The organism is Leptothoe sp. LEGE 181152, assembly GCF_032906605.1.
GTDB lineage: Bacteria > Cyanobacteriota > Cyanobacteriia > Phormidesmidales > Phormidesmidaceae > Leptothoe > Leptothoe turfae.
Genome location: NZ_JASATU010000027.1, coordinates 92,059 through 117,170, shown reverse-complemented (window position 1 = coordinate 117,170; position 25,112 = coordinate 92,059). Strand labels below are relative to the sequence as shown.

20 protein-coding genes are annotated in these 25,112 nt (G+C 49.3%); 8 read left to right on the top strand and 12 right to left on the bottom strand.

What is annotated here, in order from left to right:
* Nucleotides 1–120: 120 nt before the first annotated feature.
* A complete protein-coding gene (locus tag QGP82_RS15785) occupies nucleotides 121–1,326 on the bottom strand; it encodes an ATP-dependent 6-phosphofructokinase (protein ID WP_499060172.1) in 1,206 nt (401 codons plus the stop codon).
* A gap of 593 nt (nucleotides 1,327–1,919) precedes the next feature.
* Entirely contained in the window at nucleotides 1,920–3,605 is a 1,686-nt protein-coding gene (hflX, locus tag QGP82_RS15780; RefSeq protein WP_499060187.1) for a GTPase HflX, read from the bottom strand.
* Between the two features lie 348 nt (nucleotides 3,606–3,953).
* Between hflX and QGP82_RS15775 the strand changes: the two genes are divergently transcribed.
* Together QGP82_RS15775 and QGP82_RS15770 are read left to right on the top strand one after the other, a co-directional pair.
* Complete coding sequence (locus QGP82_RS15775) at nucleotides 3,954–4,334, top strand: CAAD domain-containing protein (protein WP_250564912.1); 381 nt, start codon at nucleotides 3,954–3,956, stop codon at nucleotides 4,332–4,334.
* Between the two features lie 242 nt (nucleotides 4,335–4,576).
* Nucleotides 4,577–5,860 (top strand): hypothetical protein, encoded by a 1,284-nt coding sequence (locus tag QGP82_RS15770; RefSeq protein ID WP_163663819.1) that lies wholly within the window; start codon nucleotides 4,577–4,579, stop codon nucleotides 5,858–5,860.
* A gap of 222 nt (nucleotides 5,861–6,082) precedes the next feature.
* Here the strand turns inward: QGP82_RS15770 and QGP82_RS15765 are convergent, their stop codons facing one another.
* From QGP82_RS15765 to QGP82_RS15755, 3 genes are all read right to left on the bottom strand, one after another.
* A complete protein-coding gene (locus tag QGP82_RS15765; protein ID WP_006517529.1) occupies nucleotides 6,083–6,445 on the bottom strand; it encodes a hypothetical protein in 363 nt (120 codons plus the stop codon).
* A gap of 156 nt (nucleotides 6,446–6,601) precedes the next feature.
* Nucleotides 6,602–7,462, bottom strand: coding sequence for an ABC transporter permease (locus QGP82_RS15760; protein ID WP_006517528.1), 861 nt, complete (start codon nucleotides 7,460–7,462; stop codon nucleotides 6,602–6,604).
* A 115-nt stretch (nucleotides 7,463–7,577) separates the two neighbouring features.
* Nucleotides 7,578–8,363: an HAD family hydrolase gene (locus tag QGP82_RS15755; RefSeq protein ID WP_163702514.1), complete on the bottom strand. Its 786-nt coding sequence runs from the start codon at nucleotides 8,361–8,363 to the stop codon at nucleotides 7,578–7,580.
* A gap of 211 nt (nucleotides 8,364–8,574) precedes the next feature.
* Between QGP82_RS15755 and QGP82_RS15750 the strand changes: the two genes are divergently transcribed.
* Both QGP82_RS15750 and QGP82_RS15745 read left to right on the top strand, forming a co-directional pair.
* Nucleotides 8,575–10,236: a D-Ala-D-Ala carboxypeptidase family metallohydrolase gene (locus QGP82_RS15750; protein WP_499060170.1), complete on the top strand. Its 1,662-nt coding sequence runs from the start codon at nucleotides 8,575–8,577 to the stop codon at nucleotides 10,234–10,236.
* 120 nt (nucleotides 10,237–10,356) lie between these two features.
* A complete protein-coding gene (locus QGP82_RS15745; RefSeq protein ID WP_163663825.1) occupies nucleotides 10,357–11,106 on the top strand; it encodes a hypothetical protein in 750 nt (249 codons plus the stop codon).
* Between the two features lie 49 nt (nucleotides 11,107–11,155).
* On the opposite strand, the gene QGP82_RS15740 is transcribed toward QGP82_RS15745, so the two are convergent.
* Nucleotides 11,156–12,451, bottom strand: a complete 1,296-nt coding sequence (locus QGP82_RS15740; RefSeq protein ID WP_163663827.1) for a glycosyltransferase family protein — start codon at nucleotides 12,449–12,451, stop codon at nucleotides 11,156–11,158.
* A 217-nt stretch (nucleotides 12,452–12,668) separates the two neighbouring features.
* Nucleotides 12,669–13,844 carry an RNA polymerase sigma factor, RpoD/SigA family gene (locus tag QGP82_RS15735; protein WP_499060168.1) on the bottom strand — a complete coding sequence of 392 codons (1,176 nt, stop codon included), beginning with the start codon at nucleotides 13,842–13,844 and terminating at the stop codon, nucleotides 12,669–12,671.
* 357 nt (nucleotides 13,845–14,201) lie between these two features.
* Here QGP82_RS15735 and priA point away from each other — a divergent pair, with 357 nt between their 5' ends.
* The gene (gene priA / locus QGP82_RS15730) at nucleotides 14,202–16,727 is read left to right on the top strand and encodes a primosomal protein N' (RefSeq protein ID WP_499060167.1); all 2,526 of its coding nucleotides are present in this window, start codon (nucleotides 14,202–14,204) and stop codon (nucleotides 16,725–16,727) included.
* A gap of 12 nt (nucleotides 16,728–16,739) precedes the next feature.
* Here priA and QGP82_RS15725 read toward each other — a convergent pair whose 3' ends face one another.
* The 5 genes from QGP82_RS15725 to nudC all read right to left on the bottom strand — a co-directional run bounded on the left by QGP82_RS15725 (nucleotide 16,740) and on the right by nudC (nucleotide 20,329).
* Nucleotides 16,740–16,913 (bottom strand): hypothetical protein, encoded by a 174-nt coding sequence (locus QGP82_RS15725; RefSeq protein WP_499060165.1) that lies wholly within the window; start codon nucleotides 16,911–16,913, stop codon nucleotides 16,740–16,742.
* Nucleotides 16,914–17,051: 138 nt separating this feature from the next.
* Complete coding sequence (locus QGP82_RS15720; RefSeq protein WP_499060163.1) at nucleotides 17,052–17,945, bottom strand: anti-sigma factor domain-containing protein; 894 nt, start codon at nucleotides 17,943–17,945, stop codon at nucleotides 17,052–17,054.
* 72 nt (nucleotides 17,946–18,017) lie between these two features.
* Complete coding sequence (locus QGP82_RS15715) at nucleotides 18,018–18,602, bottom strand: sigma-70 family RNA polymerase sigma factor (protein WP_163663837.1); 585 nt, start codon at nucleotides 18,600–18,602, stop codon at nucleotides 18,018–18,020.
* Between the two features lie 181 nt (nucleotides 18,603–18,783).
* Entirely contained in the window at nucleotides 18,784–19,374 is a 591-nt protein-coding gene (locus QGP82_RS15710; protein ID WP_499060161.1) for a metal-dependent hydrolase, read from the bottom strand.
* 73 nt (nucleotides 19,375–19,447) lie between these two features.
* Nucleotides 19,448–20,329: an NAD(+) diphosphatase gene (gene nudC / locus QGP82_RS15705; RefSeq protein ID WP_499060159.1), complete on the bottom strand. Its 882-nt coding sequence runs from the start codon at nucleotides 20,327–20,329 to the stop codon at nucleotides 19,448–19,450.
* A gap of 69 nt (nucleotides 20,330–20,398) precedes the next feature.
* Between nudC and QGP82_RS15700 the strand changes: the two genes are divergently transcribed.
* The 3 genes from QGP82_RS15700 to QGP82_RS15690 all read left to right on the top strand — a co-directional run bounded on the left by QGP82_RS15700 (nucleotide 20,399) and on the right by QGP82_RS15690 (nucleotide 25,082).
* Complete coding sequence (locus QGP82_RS15700; RefSeq protein ID WP_499060157.1) at nucleotides 20,399–21,193, top strand: SDR family NAD(P)-dependent oxidoreductase; 795 nt, start codon at nucleotides 20,399–20,401, stop codon at nucleotides 21,191–21,193.
* 312 nt (nucleotides 21,194–21,505) lie between these two features.
* Nucleotides 21,506–23,434, top strand: coding sequence for a polysaccharide deacetylase family protein (locus QGP82_RS15695; RefSeq protein ID WP_499060155.1), 1,929 nt, complete (start codon nucleotides 21,506–21,508; stop codon nucleotides 23,432–23,434).
* Nucleotides 23,435–23,534: 100 nt separating this feature from the next.
* Entirely contained in the window at nucleotides 23,535–25,082 is a 1,548-nt protein-coding gene (locus QGP82_RS15690) for a phytoene desaturase family protein (RefSeq protein WP_499060153.1), read from the top strand.
* The last annotated feature ends 30 nt before the right edge of the window (nucleotides 25,083–25,112 follow it).

Sequence of the window (25,112 nt, the reverse complement as noted above, 5' to 3'; positions counted from 1 at the left end):
GATACATCATCTAGCATTGTAGTAGCTCAATCAACAGCATTGAGTCCCCACAGCAGCAACCACTAACCATACATGAAACAGTTAGGCTTCTTTAGTCTCCCAGTCAGTAATGTTTTCAAATCAGCGTTTGGCAAAAGTTAAGTTTGTTTTCTCAGGTTTATTGATGGTTTCACCCATGTAAACACCTAAATTTCGCGCTGTTTTTATCCAAGGATCGTCCAATGCCACCGGGCTAGGGCAGCGTTGTTCTAAATGACACCGTTTAATTCGCGGTATCACCTGATCTAAGGGTTTACTGTCTGCATGCCCATGGGACCACACTACTAATTGCTGATAGTTCTCAGCTGCAATCAATTCCACTGCCTTACATCCAAAGGCTGCTGCAATCAGCCGATCAAGCGATGATGGCATACTACTGCGTTGAATATGACCAAGGATTGTGGCTCTAGTTTCTAATGGCTGTAAATGACAAAATTCAGGTTGATTTATCTCACACAGTTGCTGAGCATGGACCTGAATCTGTTGTGCCAGGGTATCGCCAATGTACTTTTCCCTAACCCCATTTTGATTACACACCCCTTCAGACAAGACCACTAGGGCAAACTGCCGATCAGTCTGACGCAGCTGTACAATTTTGCTACAGATACCATCCAGTAGCTTGTCATTAATCTGTGGAGTGAGTTCTGGAATCAAAATCATATCGGCTCCTCCAGCAACACCCGCCCGTAGCGCTAGATGACCGGCATCCCGCCCCATGACCTGAACAATCATAATGCGATTATGGCTGGCCGCCGTAAATGTGAGATCATATAGGGCATGGGTCACCGTATCAACAGTTGTATCAAACCCCAATGACTGTTCAGTAAACGGCACATCGTTATCGATGGTTTTAGGAATCGCAATCCAGTTCCAGTTACCCTGTTGTGCTAAATCAGAAATAATATTTAAGCTGCCATCTCCCCCCAAGGTAATTAAGGCATCTAAATCGAGCAATCGGTACCCCTCTAACATCTCACGAGCAATATCAGGATTGCTGGGGTCACCGTTGCTTAAAGCACCCAGCATACTACCACTGAGAAACTGAAGAATATCGATACCATGCAGCACCCCTGGAATATCAAACCCATGGTCTCGCAATTGAATATCCTGTCTCGAACAGTTGCCCTGCTCTAAGTTAATCAAGCCTTGAGTACCGTAGGGAATACCATAGACCTGCCATTGCCGTTGGGTTGCACATTTAACAACAGCACGAATCGCTGCATTGAGACCAGGGCAATCACCACCACTGGTAAGAATGCCAATGTTTTTAGTCACTTTAGAGGTCATTAGAGCGCTAAATAATTTGATGGATAGAGACAGTTGATAGCTTTGTAACGATTAAATATATTGAGCCACTCACCTAAGTTGGGACAGTCAATTTGGAACCTACTGCCCTGTAGCTGGTTCAGGAAATGATAATTGTGATTTTCTAACCACAATATAGGTGATAGAGCCATGGATGGTGTGGCCTACCGACAAAACAGTTTCAAGATGTTACAACAGATAAACGGGTCTAATTAAATATGGATTTTGACTAACCCATAACGCCCAAATTAGAGCCATTAATGCCAATAGCCACCACTTCAGGGGTTTCCATTTAAGAGAGTTGCCATTTATGCGGATCATGATGGATTATCTCCTACTACAGCTAAATACTGATACAACGGTCATCGGGTTTGGCTATCTTGTTGACGCTATGCCCAAGATGACAACTGTGAGCTGCAATCATTTAACAGCAGGCTGAACCAGCATTTTCAACATCTTTAGACTACGCGGGAAGTGTGAGGATATTGTGAGGAATAGCACTTTATCGGCCTCAGGTCTGGTTTCTTCAGTCTCAAATTTTGCAAAATCTATCGCTGCTATTGACTAGCTCTTTCCTAGCCTGCCACAGCATAATCTACCAACTGCACTAAACGCTGTCGCAACGTCTCCAACCCCAGCTTCTGCGCAGCTGAAATAAACAATGCCTGGGGATACTCATCCTTAGCAACCGCAAGAGTATCACTATCCACTGCATCCAATTTGTTAAATACCAATAAAATTGGCCCTGGTGTTGTTGGCATTTGTCCCAAAATCCCCATCACCGAGCGAATATGATCTTGCCAAGCCGGATGAGACAAATCCACCACATGCATCAGCGCATCTGCTTCGGTAACTTCTTCTAATGTGGCTCGAAATGCATCCATAAGAGACGGTGGCAAATCTTGAATAAACCCCACGGTATCGGTCAGGACCATAGACCGTTTCTCATGGGTGTCACTATCCACCACGGATAATTTTTTTGTTGTTGGATCTAACGTTGCAAACAACTGATCTGCAGCATAAATATCCGCATTGGTCAGCGTATTCAACAACGTAGACTTACCTGCATTCGTATAGCCCACCACGGCAACAGAAGGCACCCGATGATGCTGTCGATTCTGTCGCAGCCGCGAACGATGAGCCTGTAACTGATTTACCTCTCGCTGTAGCCGCGTAATTCGTTTTTGAATGGCCCGTCGTTCAGTTTCTAATTTGGTTTCACCGGGACCACGGGTACCAATACCACCCCCCAGTCGAGACATGGCCTGACCGCGCCCCGTCAGCTTCGGCAACTGATACTCTAATTGAGCCAGCTCCACCTGCAACTTGCCCGCACCTGTCCGCGCCCGCTGGGCAAAGATATCTAAAATCAGCTCGGTACGATCCACTACTCGCACCCCAATTCGTTGCTCCAGGCTGCGTACCTGAGCTGGAGATAGATCCCGATCAAAGACCACTAAACTTGCACCAAAGGTTTGAGCCTTTAGGGCCACCTCATCGACCTTACCCGCCCCCAGCACAGTTTGAGGGTGAGGCTTAGCTCGCTTTTGTTTGAGGGTTTCTAAAACTTCGCCACCGGCAGTTTCCACGAGTCGAATGATTTCTTCCAGACCGCTTTGAAAGCGTCGGGTAGAGATCCGATCAGTTTGTAAACCCACTAACAGTACACGGTCGTGGCTCGCATCTACTTGCTGCGCCACAAACAGACGCCGAAATTCCTCCTCCAAACCTTCAGTCAAGTCAGTAAAATCTTCCAGACTGATGCTTTCCAAATCCATTGGCGCTGATACTGACCAGCGCTGGGTCTCATCGGGAACTAAATGGGCCAAGTAAGCCTCACGAATGTAACCTGTGGCACCACCGCCCTTACGCTGAAAACCACTGCCGGTTAGCGTCAGCAGCACTAGCGCATCCAACCGCTGTAGGGCCATGGCCGTCAACGCAGCATTTCCCGGTGGTTCCTGTTTCAGTTGAGTGGCAATGCAGCGAATACCACTCAGTCGCTCGGCACCATATCGTGGTAATTCCATGGCTGGAATTTGAGTTTGCCGTGGGGAGCCAACACCGACGCGGATGACATGCCCCCGCCGGTCAATATAACTACAAACTGGCTGATTGATATCAGTACTGATGGCAGCCAGACGCTGGGCAAATTCACGGTTAGTGATTTGACTACCCGGAATGCGCTGATGATATAGACGACGTAGTTGCTTGAGCTGACTAGGTTTAAGACCTTTCAGCTCGCCGTAGATGGTTTCGATAAGCCCTTGCAGAATTCGGTAGCTCTCATTTTAGTCATGACATCCACCTCAACGACAAAGCAGTCTCAAATTGAAATGTTTTGATAATGCATTGGGGCCAATGATTGAAATTGACTATATGTCGATGAACGATAATATTTTTCTATGAAGTCAGAATAAACTATTTTAAAGTGCATTGATTTGCACACAGCTATGCAAGATCTGGCATGTGCCTAATGCGCGGTTGGCAGCTTGCATTTGGACTAACTCTAGTTTAGTTTCAGAAGCTGATAACTAAGCTGGTTCATTAGCCGCATGGCAAATGAACGAGGGAAATCCGCTCCTAGGTTGTTAATACTCCATATAAAGATGAGCACCGATATCAATCCCCCTGAAGAGAACGTAACAACTCAAAGTACGACCGATACCACTGAACAGGCCAAAGAAATTTTGGCTAAGGTTGCAAGTGTACTTGGGGATTCACCGACTTACGTAGTTGAGACGTTTAATGAGTACAAACGGCCACTCACAGTTATTGGTCTAGTCTTCGGTGCCCTCATTGCCATCAAACTAACCTTTGCTGTCTTGGCGTCGATTAACGATATCCCAGTACTAGCTCCTACGATGGAGCTTATTGGTCTGATTTATACGGGCTGGTTTATCTATCGATTTTTGCTAAAAGCCAGCAATCGCAGCGAGTTACTGAGCAGTTTGGGGGATGTAAAGGATCAGATTACTGGCAATAAATAGTTGCTACTGATTGACTATAATTCCAAATATTTTGATGCACATTGCAAAATCTGGAAAGGCTGGATGCTAAGTCATTCAGCCTTTTTGGTGTTTGAGATCTGGCAGAGCGCTCCGCCTACATGACCTTCTAAGGTGGTGGATCATATGGATATGGAAACCCACACCTTTACCGTCATGGCAGATGATCGATAAGGCTTTCTATACTAAGAATCATCGCTACAATAAGGCCCCTAAAGGAACCTATGGAGCTAAATAAGGACATCATGAAAGCGGTCGAAACCCTGAAATATCGGGTAACCGTAGGTGATGTGGCTGCTAAAACTGGTCTCAATATTAGCCAGGCGGAAGCTGGGGTTTTGGCCTTAGCATCTGAAACCCAGGCCCACATGCAAGTGTCTGAGACGGGGGACATTGCCTATGAGTTTTCCCCTCAGTTTCGAGCAATTCTGCGTAATCAATATTGGCAACTGCGCTGGCAGGAAACCTGGGAAAAAATTTGGGCGGTTCTGTTTTACCTGATTCGCATTTCCTTTGGCCTCATGCTGATTCTGGCGGTGGTGCTGGTATTTGCGGCCATCATTGCGATTCAAATTAGTATGCAGTCCCAGCGGGAAGATGATAATCGCGGTGGCAGCTATAGTGGCGGTATAGGGTTTAATCCTTGGCTGTGGATTGGTCGGGATTGGTTTTACTGGTTTAGCTATGGCCCCCGTCGGCAGTATGGTCGGCAGTATGACTATTCGTCACGAGATCGCAATCGCCAGGGTAGTGAGCTGAATTTTTTGGAAGGTGTGTATTCGTTCTTGTTTGGCGATGGTGACCCGAATAAGGATTTGGATGAACGGCGGTGGGGTGCGATCGCAACCGTCATTCGCAACAATCGCGGTGCCGTCTCTGCTGAACAGCTAGCTCCCTATCTCGAAAACGCCAACCTCGACGACGACCTTGAAGACTACGTAATTCCTGCCCTCAGTCGTTTTAACGGTCGGCCTAACGTCAGTCCCCAAGGTGACCTCGTCTATTACTTCCCCGAGCTCCAGGTAACGGCTAAAAATCAGAAACCCCAGTCAGTACCTGCATTTCTTAAAGAAGCCAAACGTCGCTTTACCAGTGCCAGCTCCAATCAAGTCGCCATTGCCATCGGTCTTGGCACATTGCTAGTCGTTGGCTCCATCTATCTCAGTTTTATTGCGGCTGACTTTACCGACGGAGGCTTTGTTGATCTGGTCTATTCCCTCTGCGATCTCTTCCTAGCCTATGGCGTTGCTTTTCTTGGCATCCCTGCCATTCGCTACTTCAGAATGCAGCGGCAAAACCAGAAAATTGAAGACCGTAATACTCAGCGTAAGAACCTTGTGGGCAGAACGGTGCAACGCAAACTTGACTATGCCAAGCAGTTTGCGATGGAAACCATTGTTAGTAAAGACAACCTGGCTTACACCACTGAGACTGATCTGATTGACCAAGAGATCGAGAACCGAGACAAAATTGATGACGAATGGCGCAGACGCCTTGAATCCTCCTGACACTAAATTTAATGCCTTGGTTCAGTTCACAAATATCTCGTAAGGGTGGTGCCTTGTGCCCACCCTGCCTTATGTCTAGTCCGTTTGCTCCTGTCCTGACAATGTACAAAAAAGCCCCGCATCGGTAGGTAGATACGGGGCTTTTTCTATGTAGGGTTATATGACCCATTGTCTTGAAGCGTTAATAACTGTGCAAAAACTTAATCTGAAATCGCCTTGACCCTAGTCAAGAACATTAATCAGTGCGCCTGCAGCGCCCCCTTGAATGGCATTTTCAATGAAGGAATCGTCATTGGTGATAATGCCAACGACACCGCTAGCGGCAGCGCCCACAGCAGCATCCTGAACCAAACTGGAATCGTCATTGTTACCGCGTACGGCCTCAACAGCCGCTCCAGCCGCCGCCCCGTTAACAATGTCGTCGACACCTGCGTTGTCACCGACAACGGTACCGGTCACAATACCTGTACCAGCGCCAATGCCAATGCTTTCCAGAAGGTCAGCTGAACTGGGTGCTGCCAGAACTGAACCCAAGGTAACAGTAGTCAATCCAGTAACAAACAATGCAGTCAGTGCTTTTTTCATGGTAGTAACCCCCAAAGGGTCATGAACGATTGTTCTAACTATCTCAATTTTAGCTAACCGATATCTGATACGACCCTGAACTCTGCATAAGAGTGACTTAAGTCATACTGAATCTTGCATGTGATCGTGATCACTGCGATCGCAGACTCACGCCGTTCAGTTTTCTTTGCGCACTAGGGGATTAACCAAATCATTTAAGCCCTCACCGATGAGGGATAACCCGGTCACCATGCCCGTAATGGCTAGTCCTGGAAAGAGTGCGGTCCACCAAATACCCGTGGGGAGGGCGTCCAATGCCTGACGTAAGGAACTGCCCCATTCAGGTACTTCGTCTGGAAGTCCCAAGCCTAGGAACCCCAGCCCCCCCAAAATGAGTACCGCATCTGCTGTATTGAGGGTAAAGAGTACGGGCACACTCTGCACCACATTCAAAAATAGGTATCGAGACAGCACGGCCCAGGTCGAAGCTCCCATGGCCTGAGCCGCCTCGACAAACAACTCCGTTTTCAGGCTAACGGTGTGGTTACGCACTACCCGGTAGTACTGAGGCACATAGGCAATACTTAAGGCCGCAGCTGCATTCACCACACCCTTACCCAAAATAAAGGCCAGAGTGACGGCCAAAAGTAGCACTGGCAGCGTGTAGATCGTGTCCATGAAAAACAGCAGACCCCGGTCCAGCTTGCCACCGAGATAACCGCTGACCATGCCTAAGGGAACGCCCACCACCACACTCATGGCCGTTGCCAACAGCACCACCTGCCAGGCTGCCCGTGCTCCAAAGAGGGTACGAGCAAAGACATCATAGCCCTGGCGGCTGGTGCCAAACCAATGCTCACCAGACGGTGGTACATGAATGGGGTTTTCCAACGTCACCAATGGATCCTGGATCCATCCCCAGTTCTGCATCAGCGGTGCAAACAGGGCAACGATGACAAACAACAGGGTGATGGCGATGCCCATCCACATAAGTATTCGTGAAATTGTCCAGCGCTTTGCCCGCAGAATGTCTGCCATAGCTATGAGAATTGAGTCGAATCATATTGTCTAACGCTGCGGGGCAATGGAAAAGGAGAAATATGGAACCTATGTAGAGGCGTTCCATGGAACGCCTCTACATTCATCTCTAGATTCATCGATTGATTGCGTCGAATAGTTCTTCCACCAACTCACCAAATCCTGCGCCCTCTTCTGCCTGGGTGACAAACGAAGGGTGATGGGTCAGCGTATCTAAATAGTGACGAACATTGGCCACACCAACGGAATGGGGAAATTGTGCAGGATCAAACATACTTTCATCGTTGGGGCTATCACCAATGGTGAGTACTTGGTGATGGGCTAGATCTGGAAATTGCTGGGCGACGACCTGGGCTAGACCGCTAGCTTTGTCTTGGGGCAAGGGTTTGATGTGGCATTGCACGGTGCTGTAGGTGAATCCCCAACCGTTTTCATGACAGTTGCTAGTCATCCACTGCAGGTCTTCCAAGCTTAAACCGGTGACGTCAAAGGTCCAGTCCGTTAGACGAAAAGGGTTATCGCTGGATTCTTTGAGTTGAGGGTATTGTTGGCGTAACCGGTTAAATTGTTGTAATAGCAACTGTCTATGGTCGTTGGCGAGCGGTTGTAGGAATGTGGGATGTCTATTGGTTTTGGTGAAATAGAGTCCGCCGTTTTCTGCGATCGCAAGCTCCACAGGCAAATAATGCAGTAACCCATTGACCCAACCTGCTGAACGTCCAGTGGTGATTAATACAGGCATGCCTGATGCTTTGAGCTTTTCTAAGGTGATTAGCAAAGATGGAGCAAATTCACCTTGGTGGGTGAGGGTGCCATCCATATCTGTTGCCAATAGCCGAATTTGAGCCAGTGCTTGGCGACATGCCTGGGTTGTGAGTGCCTGTAACCGATTTGATGCCATCGTTGCTATACTGCTTCTGCCTATTTCTAAGGGCTATGGTGCCAGACAAGCACTAGATTTTGATTAAGTAATTCCCTTGTTATCAAGAAACTGATATACGTTAGAAGCGTTAGCAGCCAACTCTTAATTGCTCTACCGTAATTTGTGCAGATGGCAGACACCCAATAGTCACTTATCCTTGTCAAGGTAAAACGTTTGAGCCCATTAATCTATGGCAACACTCGTACCCGATCAGCGCAACTACTACTATCTCTTAGAGGCGGAACGAGCCGGTATTCATAAACCCATTCTGGCGGGTCTCTATACGGTACATCAGGCTCCCCGGCTGATGGATGGTGAAACGGGTCTGGGTATAGCACCTGCCAATAAGATTGCAGTGGCTCAGGTCAACACCTTTCCTGAGCAGGTACAGTATGCTGCCAATACATTACGAGGGCTAACCAATACCCTGACTGCCAATGGTTGGAGTGGCAGCGATTTATGGGATGCCCCCAAGGGGCGCTACAGCGATCGCTTCATCGAGCGGATTGCTGAAGGCTATATGCCATCAGGGGCTGAAGAAAACTCCGCGCGCCTAGAAAGCTGTAATGCTGAAAAGCTTTTAGCGGCCTATCTTGAAGACATTAGCTATGACTATGGTGCACAGGAGTTGCCCCATAATTTGGCCGAATTAGATGATGAGCTACTGGCATTAGCCGATCGCATCGCCCCCAACTACAGTCGTCTAGATTTTCAGCGAGAAGCACTACTGGAGGTTGCCCGCATCTGGCGCAAGCTGGACTCTCACCGGAGTACCATTGAAGCCATGAAAGTCCCCATCAACAATGATGTAGTGGATGAGGCAGCCCTGGATAAAGAGCTAACCAATTTTATCCGCCAGGTATCTCGCTTTTATTCTGGCTATCCCCATCAGCGAGAAGCACTGTTGCGCTTAACCCAACTATGGCGGCAGGTAGATTCCCGGGAAGAGGCGATCGAATGGCTGCGCTCCCATGATCCACGGGCCAATGAAACCAACCTGCAAATTGTAGATCCGGCCTTGATTGCTTTTGTGCAACGGCTTCCTGACCACTACAAAGGGGATGGCTATCATCGATTTGCACTGACGGAAACCTATCGGATGTGGAAGGAACTGGATTCACGCCCTACCGCTTTGAGCGAGCTAGGGGTAACGCCACAGTTTCTCAGTGCCAATAAGAATAATCCCCCTGCCCTAGCAAAAGCGGCTAAGCAAGTCGATCAGGCTTTACTGGCCTTTATCGACAATGTGCCCAATGTCTATAAAGAGACCGAAGAACAACGAGAGGCTTTGATCCGCCTGGTGCAAATCTGGCGAAAGCTAGACCGGCGTGTAGATTCGATTCAGTCGCTGTTCGATGATGTGCGGCGTATGACCCGTGCTAATCGTGATTCGGTCGAAGCACCGCCAGCTCCGAAACCTGCACCCCTGCCACCACGCCCCAGCCGTTGGACACCCCATAATCTTCAGTTAGGGGCTTCAATTATTCCCAATGGCAACTTTACCTGGGCTGAGGCTACCCGTGGCGGTACACGCATGCCTCCCAATCAGTCTACTGTAGATGCTATGGTGCGCCTTGCTAAGCTGGCTCAGCAAGCTCGCGATCGCATCGGTCGTCCCTTTCATATCACCAGCTGGTATCGTCCACCCGATATCAATCGGCAGGTGGGTGGAGCTTCCAACAGTCGTCACATTGTGGGTGATGCCATCGACTTCTATGTCGATGGTCTTTCTGGAGATCAGATCTACTGGGCATTGGATCCTTGGTGGCCCGGTGGATTAGGGCGCTATCGCCGTTTCCCTAGGCTGAGCCATTTGGATGCTCGGGGATATCGCGCACGATGGCGTCACTAATTGCACCTATGGCCATCGAAAATTCACAGAGGCTTTACATGTGTTTAGATATATCCTCTTAGTCCGGAAACCCTTGCCCAGGGCATGCTAAATGTAACCGGATAGCACTATTCCTTAGCTATGTCTCATTCTGTTAGTGAGCTCAATCCTTTGATAGCTCAGACTCCTGTAGCTGTCGCTCAACCAAAGAATCCATGGCTGTATACTTCGATCGGTTTAGCGGTGCTATTACTGATTCTGGGAATTGTTTCTCAGATACAGTTTTCGCGGGTACGCAAAAAGCTCAAATTTGAGGCTTACAAGAATAAAGAGCTTCAGAAGCGCGTTAAATTGGCGCTGACGACCATCAGCAAGATGGAGAAAAATCCTGATTTGGTGCATTCTCGAGATTTCAACCTCGATTACCTCAGGATGAGAATGGAAGAGAAGCAGTTCCATTTTTCGGTGCTCAACCAGCTTAAGGTGAAGGTCAAGCAGCGCATCACTGTGGCACTCCGTCCACAACAGGCACAGCAGGGAGTCGTCGGCATTGCCTCCAAACCACGGGCTGTAGACCAAATCTTTGATGTCGAGTATCAGACGGTTCAAGACAACCAAAAGAAAAAGCGAGTGCTCTTTCGAATTCAAATTAAGCTGGTCAAGCTACCCACTCAAGCAACGTCGATCACGGTTCAAGAAATTATCGACTGTATCGAGAACTTCCTAAGCCCTGATCGAGACGATAAATTTTGGCAGCCCACATTGTTAGGGCGCTTAGCCACCATGCATTGGGATCAAAAAGCAAAGCCTACTCCACTGTTAGTGCTGGAACAAACGAGCGAAGGTGTAAATGTCACCTTCCGCAGTTCTAGCAACCGAGTCGCGCTTTAACGACTGTGTGGGGTCGTTCCATGGAACGACGACCCCACACAGTCATAATTCATGAGGTGAAAACCAGATCTTCAGCACTTGAGTGGTTTTCGTGACCGTTATTCTCACCCAAATTGACAAAAGGGAGCACACGTTTGTCGATTACCTCCTGCATGTCATCAGCAACTGCCTGACCTAAAAGCTGACGCAGATCTGGCATGACAGCCAGGGCACGGGTCCAATCAGGAATTTCAGTCCCAGTGGGGTCCTCTAGATACTGATCACCGGCTTTGATAATCACTTCTTCGAACCGTTCAAGGGTGTTTTCCTCCTTATGACGGTCGTACTGTAACCCGTTGAACTTGGCATCGACAAAATACTGCCGTGCCAGGTCTTGCGCTTCACGGCGAAACTTGATGCGTAGCGATCGCAACTGATCTTTGCCAATGACGACCTGCTCTGTTTCCGTCAATGTGCGCAGTAGGGAGTGCAAAATGTCGCGACACATCTTTTGCAGTCCCTGGCTAGGTGATTGCCCCACATCCTGATGCTTATGGTCAAAGGTGCCCAAATCTACCTGGGCGATTCGCTTGAGGGCGACGTTCCGATAAACCTCGGCTAGCAACCCAACTTCTAAACCCCAGTTAGCTGGAATACGAGTAGTCAATGCTAAATCGCTGGTTAGGGCAAACTCACCGGAGAGGGGATATCGATAAGCCGATAAGTAAGAGATGTAATCCCGGTGCCCCCATACATCCATCAAAGAATGGAGTAATGGGGCAACAAACAGGCGCGTGACGCGACCATTGATTTTTCGGGGTTCGCTGCCGATGCGAGCGTAGTAGGCTTTGGTAAAGGCAAAACCAAACTCAGGCTCTAAGAGAGGAAAGAGAAGCTTGAGGGGATAGGCACGATCGTAGGTAATAATGTCTGCATCGTGGAGTGCGATCGCGCCAGCATGCAGCGTCGCCAATCCCAGACCTAGCCAGACGGCTCGACCCTTGCCACGGTGCATCAAAATATCAAGCCCCTTATCCTGGAGTTGCTTGAGCAACGCTATGACGCGGGGGCCATTCTCCCAAATGATATGAGTCTTCTGAGGTAGAGGGTCAAAAAACTCAACCGCTTTAGCATACTGCTCTGGCGTATCTGCATAGAGACTGACGACGACGGTATTCACGAATGCGCAATCCTTAAGGTGATCGCGAATACGGCTGAGAGCGGGTCTTTCTAGCTCGTCATAAAGGGATGGAATTAAAACAGCGGTTGGCGTATCGCGAGTCAGCTCCAGTGAACGCTCCTCCAATCGCGATATATCGCAACCAAAGTCATGAATCGTCGTGATTCGTTCCTGCTTATAGTCCATATAATCCCTTACACCCGTAGTGTTCAGACATATCATAAGAAAAATATTAAAAAAAATGTGTCCCCAACGCTACAGCGTAATTTGTAACAGTACATACCAATCCTGATCCCCTTGCACTGTTAAGGAATCGCTCGCTTACCCCCTGATACCAACCTGTATCAGGGGGTTTAGACGATTATTAAAGTAACTACATCAGCTGTCCTAGAGATGCCACATGCTATCGCAGCCAGTTTTTCAGGCGAGAGGCAACCTGAGGACGACGGAGCTTGCGCATTGCTTTGGTCTGGATTTGACGTACCCGCTCCCGAGAGAGATTAAAAATACCACCCACTTCTTCAAGGGTATGGGGTTCACCTGTGGTCAAACCATAGCGCAAAGAAATAATATCCTTTTCACGCTCTGTGAGTACCTCTGTCAAAACATCAGATATTTCCTGACGCATCATGGACTCATTCATCCGAGACTCAGGCGACAGAGTACTGCCATCTTCCAGCAGTTCCATTAGCTCCGTATCTTCGCCTTTTCCTACGCGATGATTCAGAGATAAAGATTTGCGCCGCACCTGCTGTAGACTGCGCAACTGTTCAGGAGTTAAATCTAATTCTGCCGCTAGTTCAGCCTCAGTAGGGGTGCGGTTCAGCTGTTTTCGAAGCTCTCGCTGAGTTTTCTTAAGTTTATTGAGCTTTTCTACAATATGAATCGGTAATCGAATGGTTCTTGCATCATTGGCAATCGTTCGGGTAATACCCTGGCGGATCCACCAGTAGGCATAGGTAGAAAACTTATAGCCTTTGTCTGGATCAAACTTTTCAGCTGCGCGATTTAGCCCCAGAGCACCCTCCTGAATCAAATCCAGAAATGGCACACCTCGATTGAGATAACGCTTGGCAATGGAAACGACAAGACGCAGATTAGAGCGAATCATCTTGCGCTTAGCACTGCGGGCATACTGTAGGCGATGTTGAAAATCAGCTTCGCTACAGTGCAAGGCACTGGCCATTTCCAGGCGAGTGGGAGTACGTTTCAGCTCCTCACCCATTTTCTTGGATAAAGCTTCTACATCAGCTAGAAACTTAACTTGACGAGCTAGCTCAATCTCCTCATCAGCCTTCAGCAGAGGGTAGCGCGCCATTTCTTTAAAGAACGCTCCGACAGCATCATCAGCCAGGGTCTTCTTATAGGCAGAGGCTACTTCTGCGGTCAGCTCAGCGGCTGGATCAGCATTGAGTTCCTCTTCTTGATCAGCACTCTCCGATCGATTCCAACCAGGGAGATTTGATTCTTCGTTAAACTGACTATCTTGACGATTCTCGCTCTCGGGTTTGGGCGCTTGGTCTACCTCAGCCCAAGGTTCAATTACTGCTGTTTCTGGGGAATTAACAGAAGGAGCCATAGTTCCGCAAGAAAAAATCTGTGCCTGAAGGGTTCTGAAAATGTAGCCGAAGGACGTCGTTAACTATCAATTCAGATGAGACTGTATGCAGCCCCAATTACACTATACCAATCTGATTCTGGAGCACTGTCCATTGTGATATTTTCTGAACGATGAAAACTCTTATTTATCAAGGTTTTTGTAGCTTTTGTAACGTTTGATTCCATTCGTTGCGCCATGTAAAGTTTTCATGACATTTAATCCGGAAATCATGCTTAAAAACCGCTTATTTTTGTTTTTTATTTAATAATTTAAGTCCTTTATTTTTTGTTTGTTAGACGTCTATAGACGTCTATGTTTATTATTAATTTAGATTGCATGCCTCAACCTGAACCCCCCTCTCCATATGCTGTTGAGCTTGTTGAAGTGCTGGTAGATTGCCCTGGGATACAGGGACTTTATACATATGGAATTTCTGGGAATTTATGCGTTGAACCTGGCGATATTGTCAGTGTGACCTTTGGGGGACGTCAGCTAGGTGCGATCGCAATTCGTTTGTCCTCAATGGCAACAATGCCAAACCTGGATTATCAGCTCCGTAATATCGACACAATTATCAGTCAGGGCTTTTTTTCTAAAGATTATTGGAAATTATTAGAACAAGTTGCTGATTATTATCAGACTCCCCTGATTCAGGTGATTCGAACAGCTTTGCCACCTGGTTTGTTAGGGCGTTCTCAACGCAGAATTCGCCTCAAATCTTTACCCCAAGATACGGCCTTTTTATCTGGGTTAGACGCCCTGAGTCCGCCTGCGCAGGCTCTGATAGAAAGCCTGCGTCGCTCGCCTCAAGGCGATTACACATGGCGCTATTTGCGACGTCAACATGAACGGGCCAAGGCGGGGTTAGATCAGCTACTGCATCAGGGGTGGGTAGAGAGTTATCTAGCGCTTCCCAAACCCCCCCGCCCCCAACAGCGCCAGGCCGTGAGTTTACTGGCTCCTAATGTTCCCACAGACGACCTAACTAACCGCCAGCAGGAAATTTTAATCACTCTGAAACGTCATGGGGGTGACCTATGGCTCAGTGATGCCCTACAGCGACTAAAAACGACCAGTGCCACTCTGCAGCGACTCGCAACTAAAGGCTATCTGCTGATTGAGCCAAGAGAGCGTTTGCGGGTGAGTCATCACTCGCAAGCTCCCGCAGACCGTCCCAAAAAACTCACAGATGAGCAGTTTCATGGGCTATCTACCCTCAATCAGCTGTCTGGTTATGCCCAGGTCTTACTGCATGGTGTAACGGGGTCTGGCAAAACGGAGGTATATCTACAGGCCATTGCGCCGCGTTTAAAGGCGGGGGATTCAGTATTAGTGTTGGTGCCTGAAATTGGACTTACCCCCCAGCTAACAGACCGATTTCGGGCGCGGTTTGGTGAGCAAGTGTGTGTTTACCACAGTGGTTTGTCCGAAGGTGAGCGCTATGACACCTGGCGACAGATGCTCGATGGCGAACCCCAGGTGGTAATTGGTACCCGTTCGGCCATTTTCCTGCCACTCCCCCGCCTTGGACTCATTGTGCTGGATGAAGAACACGACAGTAGTTTTAAGCAAGACCAGCCAGCACCCTGCTATCACACCCGCACCGTGGCCAGGTGGCGGGCAGAGATGGCGGATTGTCCGTTAGTGTTGGGTTCGGCAACGCCTGCGCTGGATACCTGGGTTGCGGTGACAGATCCAGATAATGCTGTGTGGGCATTCCATGGAACGCCCACACAGCATTATTTGACCATGCCCAATCGTGTGCATCAACGGCCGTTACCCCCCGTTAATGTGGTCGATATGCGTCTTGAACTTCAGGCTGGCAATCGTTCTGTCTTTAGTCGTTCGCTCACAACGGCCTTAGAACAGATGCAAGCTAAGGGTGAGCAAGGTTTACTTTTTATTCATCGTCGTGGCCATAGTCGCTTTGTTTCCTGTCGCAGCTGTGGCCATGTCATGCAGTGCCCAGACTGCGATGTCTCCCTGGCATATCATCAACCGCAGGATGGTGGTACCGCTTACCTGCGCTGTCATTATTGCGGCTATGGGCAACGACATCCTGACCTGTGCCCCAGTTGTGAATCGCCTTACCTCAAATATTTTGGCAGTGGTACCCAGAGGATTGTGCATGAGTTACAGAATCAGTTTCCAGGGTTGCGCTGTCTACGGTTTGATAGCGATACGACGCGGGCAAAGGGGGCTCATCGGGCTTTGTTACAGCGGTTTGCAGCCGGTGAGGCGGATGTCTTGGTAGGTACGCAAATGCTGACCAAAGGCATTGACCTGCCTCAAATTACGGTGGTGGGTATCGTTGCTGCCGATGGACTATTGCACATGCCGGACTACTGGTCGGGGGAACGCGCCTTCCAAACCTTGACCCAGGTGGCTGGGCGAGCCGGACGAGGTGAACGACCAGGACAAGTCATTTTGCAAACCTACACCCCAGATCATCCGGTAATTGGGGCTGCTAAGGACCATAACTATCATGACTTCATCAGTCAGGAAATTGAGCACCGGCAGCTGTTAGGCTATCCACCCTATGGTCGCTTAGTGCTGTTAAGGTTCACCAGCCCAGTGGAGACTGAGGCTGAAGCGGCTGCGCAACAATGTGCTCAGAAGCTACAGAAGTTGATTGCCCCCACTAAGGACCCATCGGCGTCATTGGACGATCTTGACCTGGCGGGACCTAGTGTATTGGGTCCGACGCCAGCACCTATCTTGCGGGTGGCGCGACGCTTCCGCTGGCATGTGTTATTAAAACTGCCATTGGAAAGGCCAGTGCCGGATTTGACATCATTGCGATCGCACTTACCCAAATCCGTCAGGCTCACCATCGATGTCGATCCGCTCAACCTCAGTTAATGGCCCATGTGCCTAGAACACCATATCGCGCCAATGCCATTCTGTAATGGTCGTATGGGACTGGGGACTATCGGTTTCGAGCTGTGGTGGAGAAACAGCAGCCATCGCATGCATCGGCATTGCCAGTGCTAATCCGGCTGCTAAGATCCCGCTCGAAAGCCTATTTGAAGCGTGCCAGCTTTTCATAGGGACCTCCTGGTATCAAATTAGACTGTTTCAGTTACCAGGATGAGCATTAAGTCTGAGATTTTACTGAGGTGGCCCTAAACCAATCTTAAATTTTTGTAGCCTAGACTACACGACTAGTCAGTGATGTTTCTAGGGTCAAATCTCACCAGTTAATACAGGTGGACCTTTCGGAACATGGGGATCGACGATGGCATCAACGGTAATGATCACTCTAAAAGGGGTGGCGTTGCAGAGGGTGTCCGGGACTGTCCACTGCACATTCCCCACTTCAGTGTTATTGAACTCGCCGCAAAACATGGGGTCTGACGTTTCTGTTGCCACTGACCAGAGACGATAGATCTGTCCTGCTGGTAATACCGGTAAATTGTGGGACACCAGCTGAACTTCTGAATGATCAGGTAGGGTCAATAAACTGCCCGATGACTTGACAGCATTACCGGTGCCTTGCAGAGAATACACCAGGGCATTGGGCTGGCGGAGAATATCGATCACTGGTTCAACGTTGGCCTCGTTTAGCTGGGCCTGGGATTCATCCAGTTTGGCTTGTAGAGTTCGCTGCTCAGCTTTTGCGGCTTGCTGTTCCATGCGAGCATTGTCTAACTGGGCTTGCAGGCTCGTCTGCTGCTGCCGCAACCGATAGTTGTCTGTCCCTATGATGGCAATCATTAGCGTCGCTGCCATGGCGACCGCGTACCAGCGGCGCTGCCATGCTCTGGGTTGCCTTGATAAGGGGGCTGGTTTTTGGGTTGCTGGTTTTCTGGGCTGTCTAGGCGACTGCTTGAGTTGTTGGGCTGAGGCGACGATAGTCTCTTCCAAACCGCCAGGTAGAGATTGGGGATCTAGGGCATAGGGCACCAGGGCCAAGGTTTCTTGGTATGCCAATACCTCGGCTTGCAGTTCAGGTCGCTGAGCCAAAAGTTGTTGAAGTGTGGCCTGCTCTTCCGGTGATAAATCGCCGAGGGCATAGCCTGCGAGTAAGTCATGCCAATCGGGATGCGGGTCTGTAGTGGGTGGCGAATCGAACGACATAGTGGTCTGGCAAAAGTGTGGTCTGGCAAAAGTGTGGTCTGGCAAAAGTTGGGATAGTACGTTAGACGGGGGCTAAAGGTGGTCTTGTAGTGTCTGGCGGAGCTTACGCAGAGCTTGTCGAGAACGGGACTTAACGGTGCCTAGGGGGATATCCAGGCGCTGGGCAATTTCTGACTGACTAAGTCCCTCGTAGTAAGCAATTTCGATGACCTGGCGTTCTTTGTCGGAGAGTCTGCTGAGGGCTTGGCGGGTGCGCTCTCCTCGCTCCGTCAGGGTGGCCATGTCTAGGGGGGTGGAGGCTACATCTGCCATCATGAGGTGCCATTTATACAAACGCTGGCGATGGGAAGTTTGCGATCGCAACCGATCAATTGAGCGTGATCGTGCCAGGACGACCAGATAACGGCTGAGGGAGCCTCGTGTTGCCTGATAGGCGTCCTTGCGCCATAGCGTCAGAAATACATCCTGGGTGATTTCTTCAGCTTCTTCATCACTGTGGAGAATGCGACGCGACAGGGTATAAACTAAGCGGCCATAGCGTTGATACAGCATCCGCAGAGCCTCTACTTGACCAGCTCGCAAGGATGCCAGCAGATCTGCATCGGAGGAAATGGCATCGGATGTAGCCGTTTCCTCCCAAGATTCAATTGGCCCCATAGGTTTAATCAGAGACTCCTAAGCTTGAACAGGCATATTAATAACATCGGCAAGGACCGAATGCTGTCAGCATACTATTGAGTTGTTCTATCAAACTCTACGGAGCCATGACACCGATTGAGTTGTTCTATCAAACTCTACGGAGCCATGACACCGGTGGATTGAAGTGGGATGACTTGGATTACAGATAAAACCCGGCATAAATCACCCACATTAATCCGTTGCTAACTAGCAACAGGCCTTTAACCCAGCGTGATTGCAATAGTTGCCAAACCCGTATGCTAGCCACCATCACCAAAAGAAATTCCACCAGGGCCACGATGCCCCCATGGTGATCAGGGTCCCAATAGGAAATTGAACTTTCATATCGAAAATTGCTGAAGGGCCAAAAATGCCGATGACCATCGTCTACGTGCACAGGTAAATCGCCCAGGCAGTGCAAAATGACGCTAGCGGCTAGAAAAATAACTCCGAGGCTCAAGGGCTGCCAGACTGGATAACGTCTTCCCACCCAGAGGGCGAGGGCAATGACTAACAGCGCCAGCGGAATCGAATTGCCCACATCAAAAATTGTTTGCCAGAACGGCTCATAGTAGGCCTCACGCCAAATGGTGGCTTCATCCATCTGGGCTATCAGTTTGGCCCATCCATAAAAGCCAAACATGGCTAGATCTGGCACCAGCGCTCCCCAAAAAATGGAGGGGTTGAGGTGCGATCGCGATCGATGGCCCAGCAGTGCAAGGTTAAGGATGACGTGGCTCGGGGTGTTCATGGGGGAATCGTAAGCAATGGTTGGCAAGGGATTAGAGAATGGGTTTGCAAGATACCCCCTTACTCCCTACCCTCTAATCCCCTGCCGCGATAAACCAATCAATGAGTTGTCTAGCAATACTGAGCTTGCCAGGCACAGGGGGCAGGGAGTCTTTGGTAAACCACCCTGCTGTTTCAATTTCATTTGGATCGACAACAATGTCACCGCTGGCATAGCGGGCTGTAAATCCAATCATAAGTGAATTGGGGAAAGGCCAGGGCTGAGAACCAAAATAGCGAATATCTTTGATCTCAACCCCCACTTCTTCTCGCACTTCACGCGCTACGGTTTCTTCTAAGGATTCTCCCGGCTCAACAAATCCGGCCAGCACACTGTACATGCCCTCCCGAAACCGGGGGGCACGGGCTAGTAGGACTTCAGATCCGCGAGATACCAGCATGATGACCGCAGGCGATAACCGGGGATATTGCCTGAAGCCACACTGGGGGCAGCACTTGACTCGTTCATGTTTTGACTGCTCCATGGGCGTAGCGCAGCAGCCACAGTACTGGTGGGTGCGATCCCATTCCACTAACTGGGTGGCGCGTCCTGCCAAGGCAAAGAATGGATCGCCTAATAGACCATATAGGTTTCGCAATGGTCTCAGGTCGAGCCCTGCCGGTAGCTCTAAATCTGAGGGTAGTTCTGCTCCGTAGCAGGGTGAGTTGACCAAGGTGCCCAGGTATTGCGATCGCACCACCCTAACCCCTAAGTCTTCTAACGTTTCCACCTGAGGAATCCCGATGGTTTCCTGCGTGCCCTCCACCTTAATGGTCACCAGCATCTGAGAGCCATTAAACCCAAACCACCAACCCAAACCGGCAGGGGCTGCCGTCGGATCAACGCCTGCCATAAAACCTGAGGGCATTGCAAAGGGGGTCGGCTCCTTCATATCAGGAGCTGCTAATTCATTCATGCTGCTTCGCCTGTGCAAACTGCCTGCGCTATCTTACGCTAATGCTCGATCACACCCCATCCCCATGTCATGACCGATCACCCTTTAATAAGTTCACCCTCTATTTTTGCGAGCATACGGTCAGGTCAGGCCTTGATTGTCGGTGGCAACCGGGGCATCGGCCTTGGCTTTGTCAAACACCTGCTGAAGGATCAGCGGTTTGATCAGGTGTTTGCCACCTACCGGACTAAGACTGCTGCGTCAGAACTTCTGGAACTTGCCCAAACCCATGACAGGCTGCATTGCATCGCCATGGACCTAACCGATGAAGCGGCGATTGAAAGCGGGATAGCTCAGATTAAAACGATGACCCCTGAGTTGCATTTTGTGGTTAACTGCGTGGGCTTTTTGCATGATGGTGCGATCGCGCCAGAAAAAGCCCTACGACAGCTACAGCCAGATCATCTGATGCGCTATTTCCAGGTCAACAGCATTGGGGCAGCCCTACTGGCAAAACATCTACTATCATTGCTCAATCACAAACAGCCCAATGTTTTTGCCACCATCTCTGCCAAAATCGGCAGCATTGAAGATAATCGCCTTGGTGGCTGGTATGGCTATCGAGCCTCTAAAGCGGCTTTGAACATGCTCCTCAAAACAGCTGCCATTGAATACAGTCGCCGGAGCCAGCAAACAGCGATTGTGCTGCTTCATCCTGGTACTACGGATACACGGCTGTCAGAGCCGTTTCAACGGGGGGTGCCTCCCGATAAACTGTTCCCAGTCCAAAAAACCGTAGGACTCCTCATGAATGTCTTAGGTAACGTCACCCTAGACGATAACGGCTCATTTTTCTCATGGGATGGCAGTCAATTGCCTTGGTAAACAACTAAGCTCCTATTTTTGAAGTTTTGCAAGAGACATTGGCGTTTTATTACTAAATAGCTGAATTCGTACGACTCCTTAGATAAACTGACTTCAGTCTTCAGAGTTTAGGACCCTCTGAAGTTCAATACCGAACCGGTTCATTTAAAAGCACCTATACTAAGGCCACTCCAGCAATGCTGCTCTGCTAGTTGGGGTGGCTTTGTTATGCGCAGATTTTTATTTTTTCTTAATCTTCTGCTGAAGTTATCTTATCCTGAGTGCAGTAATCTTGCTCCGTTATTATTAAAGTTAGCGTTAAGGATTCCTTGCATGGAGGCTTGTGATTTAGATGTTTCGTCCCAAGGCCAGTCACAAGCACGGTTTCGACACCTATTTCGAGGCAGGTCTGCACTTATAGCGACCCTGCTTGTTATTTGTAGTGGTGGCTTTTTATACGGTGCTAGTGAAGTAGATACCCATACAACGGCTGATTCTTCCATTGCCTTTAATCAAGAGCTGCTGGATGGCATTGAGCGAGTAAAGGCGAGTTTGCCCTCCCCTGCCATTGCTCCCATTGTTTTCAATACCTGGGTTGATGAAGACTTGGCCGATGATGTTCTTGAAACAACACCGTCACAGACATTCTCAGCTACTGACTATTATTGTTTGCCCGCTCCGCAATCTGCGGATTCTACCGAGAGTCTTGGGCACACATTGTCAGCTCTAGGCACTCAGGTAAATCAAGACAGTCAGAGCCAAATTTCGCAATGGGTGGCTAGTCTGACCGCACAGATCGAATCTGCACGCTGGCCACAGCTTCATGACCGTGCCCAATTATCCAAAGTACCTGTGATTATGTATCACGATGTACTCCCTGAAAAAGAAGTTTTCTTCGACATTACCCCTGGACGCTTAAACGAAGATTTTCGAGCAATTCGTGCTCAAAATCTAACACCCATTAGTCTCGATCAGTTGGTTAATCACCTTAGAACCGGGGTGCCTCTGCCTGAAAAACCTGTTGTTTTGACCTTTGATGATGGGTATGTAGGTCATTACGACTATGTTTACAAGTTAGCTAAGTATTACAACTATCCGGTAGCCCTCTCTATCTTTACAGACAAAGTTGACGGCAAGATTGTGGGACGCTCCACCCTTGACTGGGAACAAGTGGAAGAGATGGCCCAAGACCCATTAGTCACTGTTATCTCTCACAGCGTGACGCATCCACGGGATCTGCGAGAACTGTCAGATGAAGACTTACGCTATGAATTAGAGACATCTAAGGAACGCTTAGAGACAAAACTCGGCATCCCAATTCATTACTTTACCTATCCAGAAGGCAAACATGATGAGCGTGTTGTAGAGGCTGCCGAAGCAGCAGGCTATCAGGCTGCACTGATTATGCGTAATGATTCAGGTCGATTTGCAGGAGAGTCAGAAAATCTTTTGACCATTGAGCGATTTGGTGAATCTCGTTTTTATGAAGTTATTGAGTCAGCGTGGGGTGGTCCTCCGTTGTCAGGCTTTAAACCTACCCCAAACTTCAAATCTCCTATTCAACGATTGGAGATCGAGATCGATGAGATCCCGATGACCTTGATTAGCGGTGGTCAACCTACAACCATCCATGCTGATAGCCGTTACCCTCTGGCTGACATTGTTGCTGACTCCGATGCGATTGCTGCTGTGGATGGTACTTTCTTCTCTCTAGAATTCCTGGACTCTAACACTATGATTGGGCCGGTGCTCAGTCAAAACACAGGGGAATTTATTCCTGGAGATGAAGGTGATATTTACAAGCTCAAAGGTCGTCCCTTAGTTTTAATGAGCCCTCAGGAAGCCAAGTTTCTTCCTTTTGACCCAGCACAGCACAACACATTAACAGGCATTCAAGAGGAGATGCCGGACGTAACCGATGCGTTTGTTGGTGCAGGTTGGTTGGTGCGGGAACAAGAGCCCCAATCTGCAGCTACATTCAAGAATCTGTTTGCCTATGAGGAGCATCGATTCCGGGCATTTTGGGGCATAAACATGGAAGGACAACCTGTTGTCGGTGCCACCCACGCTCAAATTGATTCGGTAGGTCTAGGTGAATTGCTGATGCAAGCAGGTTTCCATCATGCAGTCATGCTAGATTCCGGTGCGAGCACTTCCCTGGTGTACCAAGGAGAATCTCTGATCGGGTTTGAGTCACGGACGGTACCCCATGCGGTGGCATTAGTACCCGCGGGTGGTAGTAGCTGTGGTGTTGCCCAGTAATCAAAAATAATTTTGCAGAGACGTTGCATGCAACATCTGTACGCCAATAAAGTTAAAGCTTGGGGAGTTGTGATGCCTAATTAGTGGAGACGATGATTGCATGGAGCGGACGCAAATTGTTGTGATTGGCAGTGGCATTGGTGGCCTCTGCTGTGCAGCGTTATTAGGGCGCTATGGCTACGATGTCATCGTGTGCGAAAGCCACAGCATCACGGGTGGTGCAGCCCATGGGTTTGAGCGAGGTGGCTTTTTATTTGATTCTGGTCCGTCTCTGTACTCAGGCCTATCCCATAGCCCGTCTCCCAATCCATTAAGACAGGTGCTAGATGCCATTGGCGAAGATGCAAATTGGCTTAATTATGATACTTGGGGATGCTGTTTGCCAGAAGGTGACTTTGACACCACGGTGGGTTCAGATCAGTTTTGTGATGTTCTACAACAGCTACGAGGAGAACAGGCGGTGCGCGAGTGGCGGCATTTACAACAGGTCATGCGGCCCTTAGGGACTGCCGCCATTGCTTTACCACCTGCCGCGATGCGATTTGACCTGGGAGCTTTTCAGACCGTTAGGCATTTTCTACCGTCGTTGCTCCAACAAGGCGTGCATGTAGCTAAACTCACTGGCCCCTTCAGCCGCATTATGGATGGCATAGTGCATGATGACTTTGCCCGTCATTGGTTAGATATGCTGTGCTTCCTGCTTTCTGGATTACCCGCTACGGGGACCATAGCAGCGGCAGTGGCCTTTATGTTTGCTGATTGGTATCGCCCCGGTGTGCAGCTTGACTATCCCCAAGGTGGCAGCGCTGCTGTAGTGGCTGCCCTAGAGCGTGGGCTAAAAAAGTATGGTGGTGACATCAGGTTAAATGCCCACGTTGAAGAGATCTTGTTAGAGGGGGATCAGGCGATTGGGGTGCGTTTGCGTAATGGACAGGAGATTCAAGCTACAAAGGCAGTCATTTCTAATGCATCGGTTTGGGACACTCTCAAGTTGTTACCGGCACTACCTGCAAAGTATAAGCGGTTTGAGCAAAAGCGCCAGGCCACCCCTGAGTGCGACAGCTTTATGCATCTACATCTGGGGATTGACGCCACTGGCCTGGATCAGTTGGCCTGTCACTACATTGTTGTTAATGACTGGAGTCAGGGGATAGATGCACCCCAAAATCTAGTACTAATTTCTATTCCGTCAGTGCTAGATCCAAACTTAGCGCCAGATGGCAAGCACACGATTCACGTATACACGCCTGGCAATGAACCCTATGGGGTATGGGCTGGTTGCGATCGCAAGAGTGCTGAGTATGCCCAGTTAAAACAGCAGCGAGCTGAGGTCATGTGGCAAGCGCTGGAACGTATTATTCCTGATATTCGCTCTCGATGTGCCGTTACCCTGGTGGGCACCCCCCTAACCCACGGACGTTTTCTCCGTCGCCACCACGGATCCTATGGTCCTGCCATTCGTGCTGGGCAAGGTGTTTTCCCTGGTCCACGCACACCAATCCAGCAACTTTGGTGCTGCGGTGATTCGACATTTCCAGGCATTGGCTTACCTGCCGTGGCTGCCAGCGGTATGGTGTTAGCCAATACTTTAGCTCCTGTTAAACAACATCTGGAGATGCTGCGAGAAATTAATGTGCTGAATTCCTAAAAATCTCTCTAGTTTCTACTCCCGATTCTC

What these genes read in the sequence shown, in the direction of transcription:
- QGP82_RS15785 (WP_499060172.1), bottom strand. Translation starts at nt 1,326, where the DNA reads ATGACCTCTAAAGTGACTAAAAACATTGGCATTCTTACCAGTGGTGGT.
- QGP82_RS15775 (WP_250564912.1), top strand. Translation starts at nt 3,954, where the DNA reads ATGAGCACCGATATCAATCCCCCTGAAGAGAACGTAACAACTCAAAGT.
- QGP82_RS15770 (WP_163663819.1), top strand. Translation starts at nt 4,577, where the DNA reads ATGGAGCTAAATAAGGACATCATGAAAGCGGTCGAAACCCTGAAATAT.
- QGP82_RS15765 (WP_006517529.1), bottom strand. Translation starts at nt 6,445, where the DNA reads ATGAAAAAAGCACTGACTGCATTGTTTGTTACTGGATTGACTACTGTT.
- QGP82_RS15760 (WP_006517528.1), bottom strand. Translation starts at nt 7,462, where the DNA reads ATGGCAGACATTCTGCGGGCAAAGCGCTGGACAATTTCACGAATACTT.
- QGP82_RS15755 (WP_163702514.1), bottom strand. Translation starts at nt 8,363, where the DNA reads ATGGCATCAAATCGGTTACAGGCACTCACAACCCAGGCATGTCGCCAA.
- QGP82_RS15750 (WP_499060170.1), top strand. Translation starts at nt 8,575, where the DNA reads ATGGCAACACTCGTACCCGATCAGCGCAACTACTACTATCTCTTAGAG.
- QGP82_RS15745 (WP_163663825.1), top strand. Translation starts at nt 10,357, where the DNA reads ATGTCTCATTCTGTTAGTGAGCTCAATCCTTTGATAGCTCAGACTCCT.
- QGP82_RS15740 (WP_163663827.1), bottom strand. Translation starts at nt 12,451, where the DNA reads ATGGACTATAAGCAGGAACGAATCACGACGATTCATGACTTTGGTTGC.
- QGP82_RS15735 (WP_499060168.1), bottom strand. Translation starts at nt 13,844, where the DNA reads ATGGCTCCTTCTGTTAATTCCCCAGAAACAGCAGTAATTGAACCTTGG.
- priA (WP_499060167.1), top strand. Translation starts at nt 14,202, where the DNA reads ATGCCTCAACCTGAACCCCCCTCTCCATATGCTGTTGAGCTTGTTGAA.
- QGP82_RS15725 (WP_499060165.1), bottom strand. Translation starts at nt 16,913, where the DNA reads ATGAAAAGCTGGCACGCTTCAAATAGGCTTTCGAGCGGGATCTTAGCA.
- QGP82_RS15720 (WP_499060163.1), bottom strand. Translation starts at nt 17,945, where the DNA reads ATGTCGTTCGATTCGCCACCCACTACAGACCCGCATCCCGATTGGCAT.
- QGP82_RS15715 (WP_163663837.1), bottom strand. Translation starts at nt 18,602, where the DNA reads ATGGGGCCAATTGAATCTTGGGAGGAAACGGCTACATCCGATGCCATT.
- QGP82_RS15710 (WP_499060161.1), bottom strand. Translation starts at nt 19,374, where the DNA reads ATGAACACCCCGAGCCACGTCATCCTTAACCTTGCACTGCTGGGCCAT.
- nudC (WP_499060159.1), bottom strand. Translation starts at nt 20,329, where the DNA reads ATGAATGAATTAGCAGCTCCTGATATGAAGGAGCCGACCCCCTTTGCA.
- QGP82_RS15700 (WP_499060157.1), top strand. Translation starts at nt 20,399, where the DNA reads ATGACCGATCACCCTTTAATAAGTTCACCCTCTATTTTTGCGAGCATA.
- QGP82_RS15695 (WP_499060155.1), top strand. Translation starts at nt 21,506, where the DNA reads ATGGAGGCTTGTGATTTAGATGTTTCGTCCCAAGGCCAGTCACAAGCA.
- QGP82_RS15690 (WP_499060153.1), top strand. Translation starts at nt 23,535, where the DNA reads ATGGAGCGGACGCAAATTGTTGTGATTGGCAGTGGCATTGGTGGCCTC.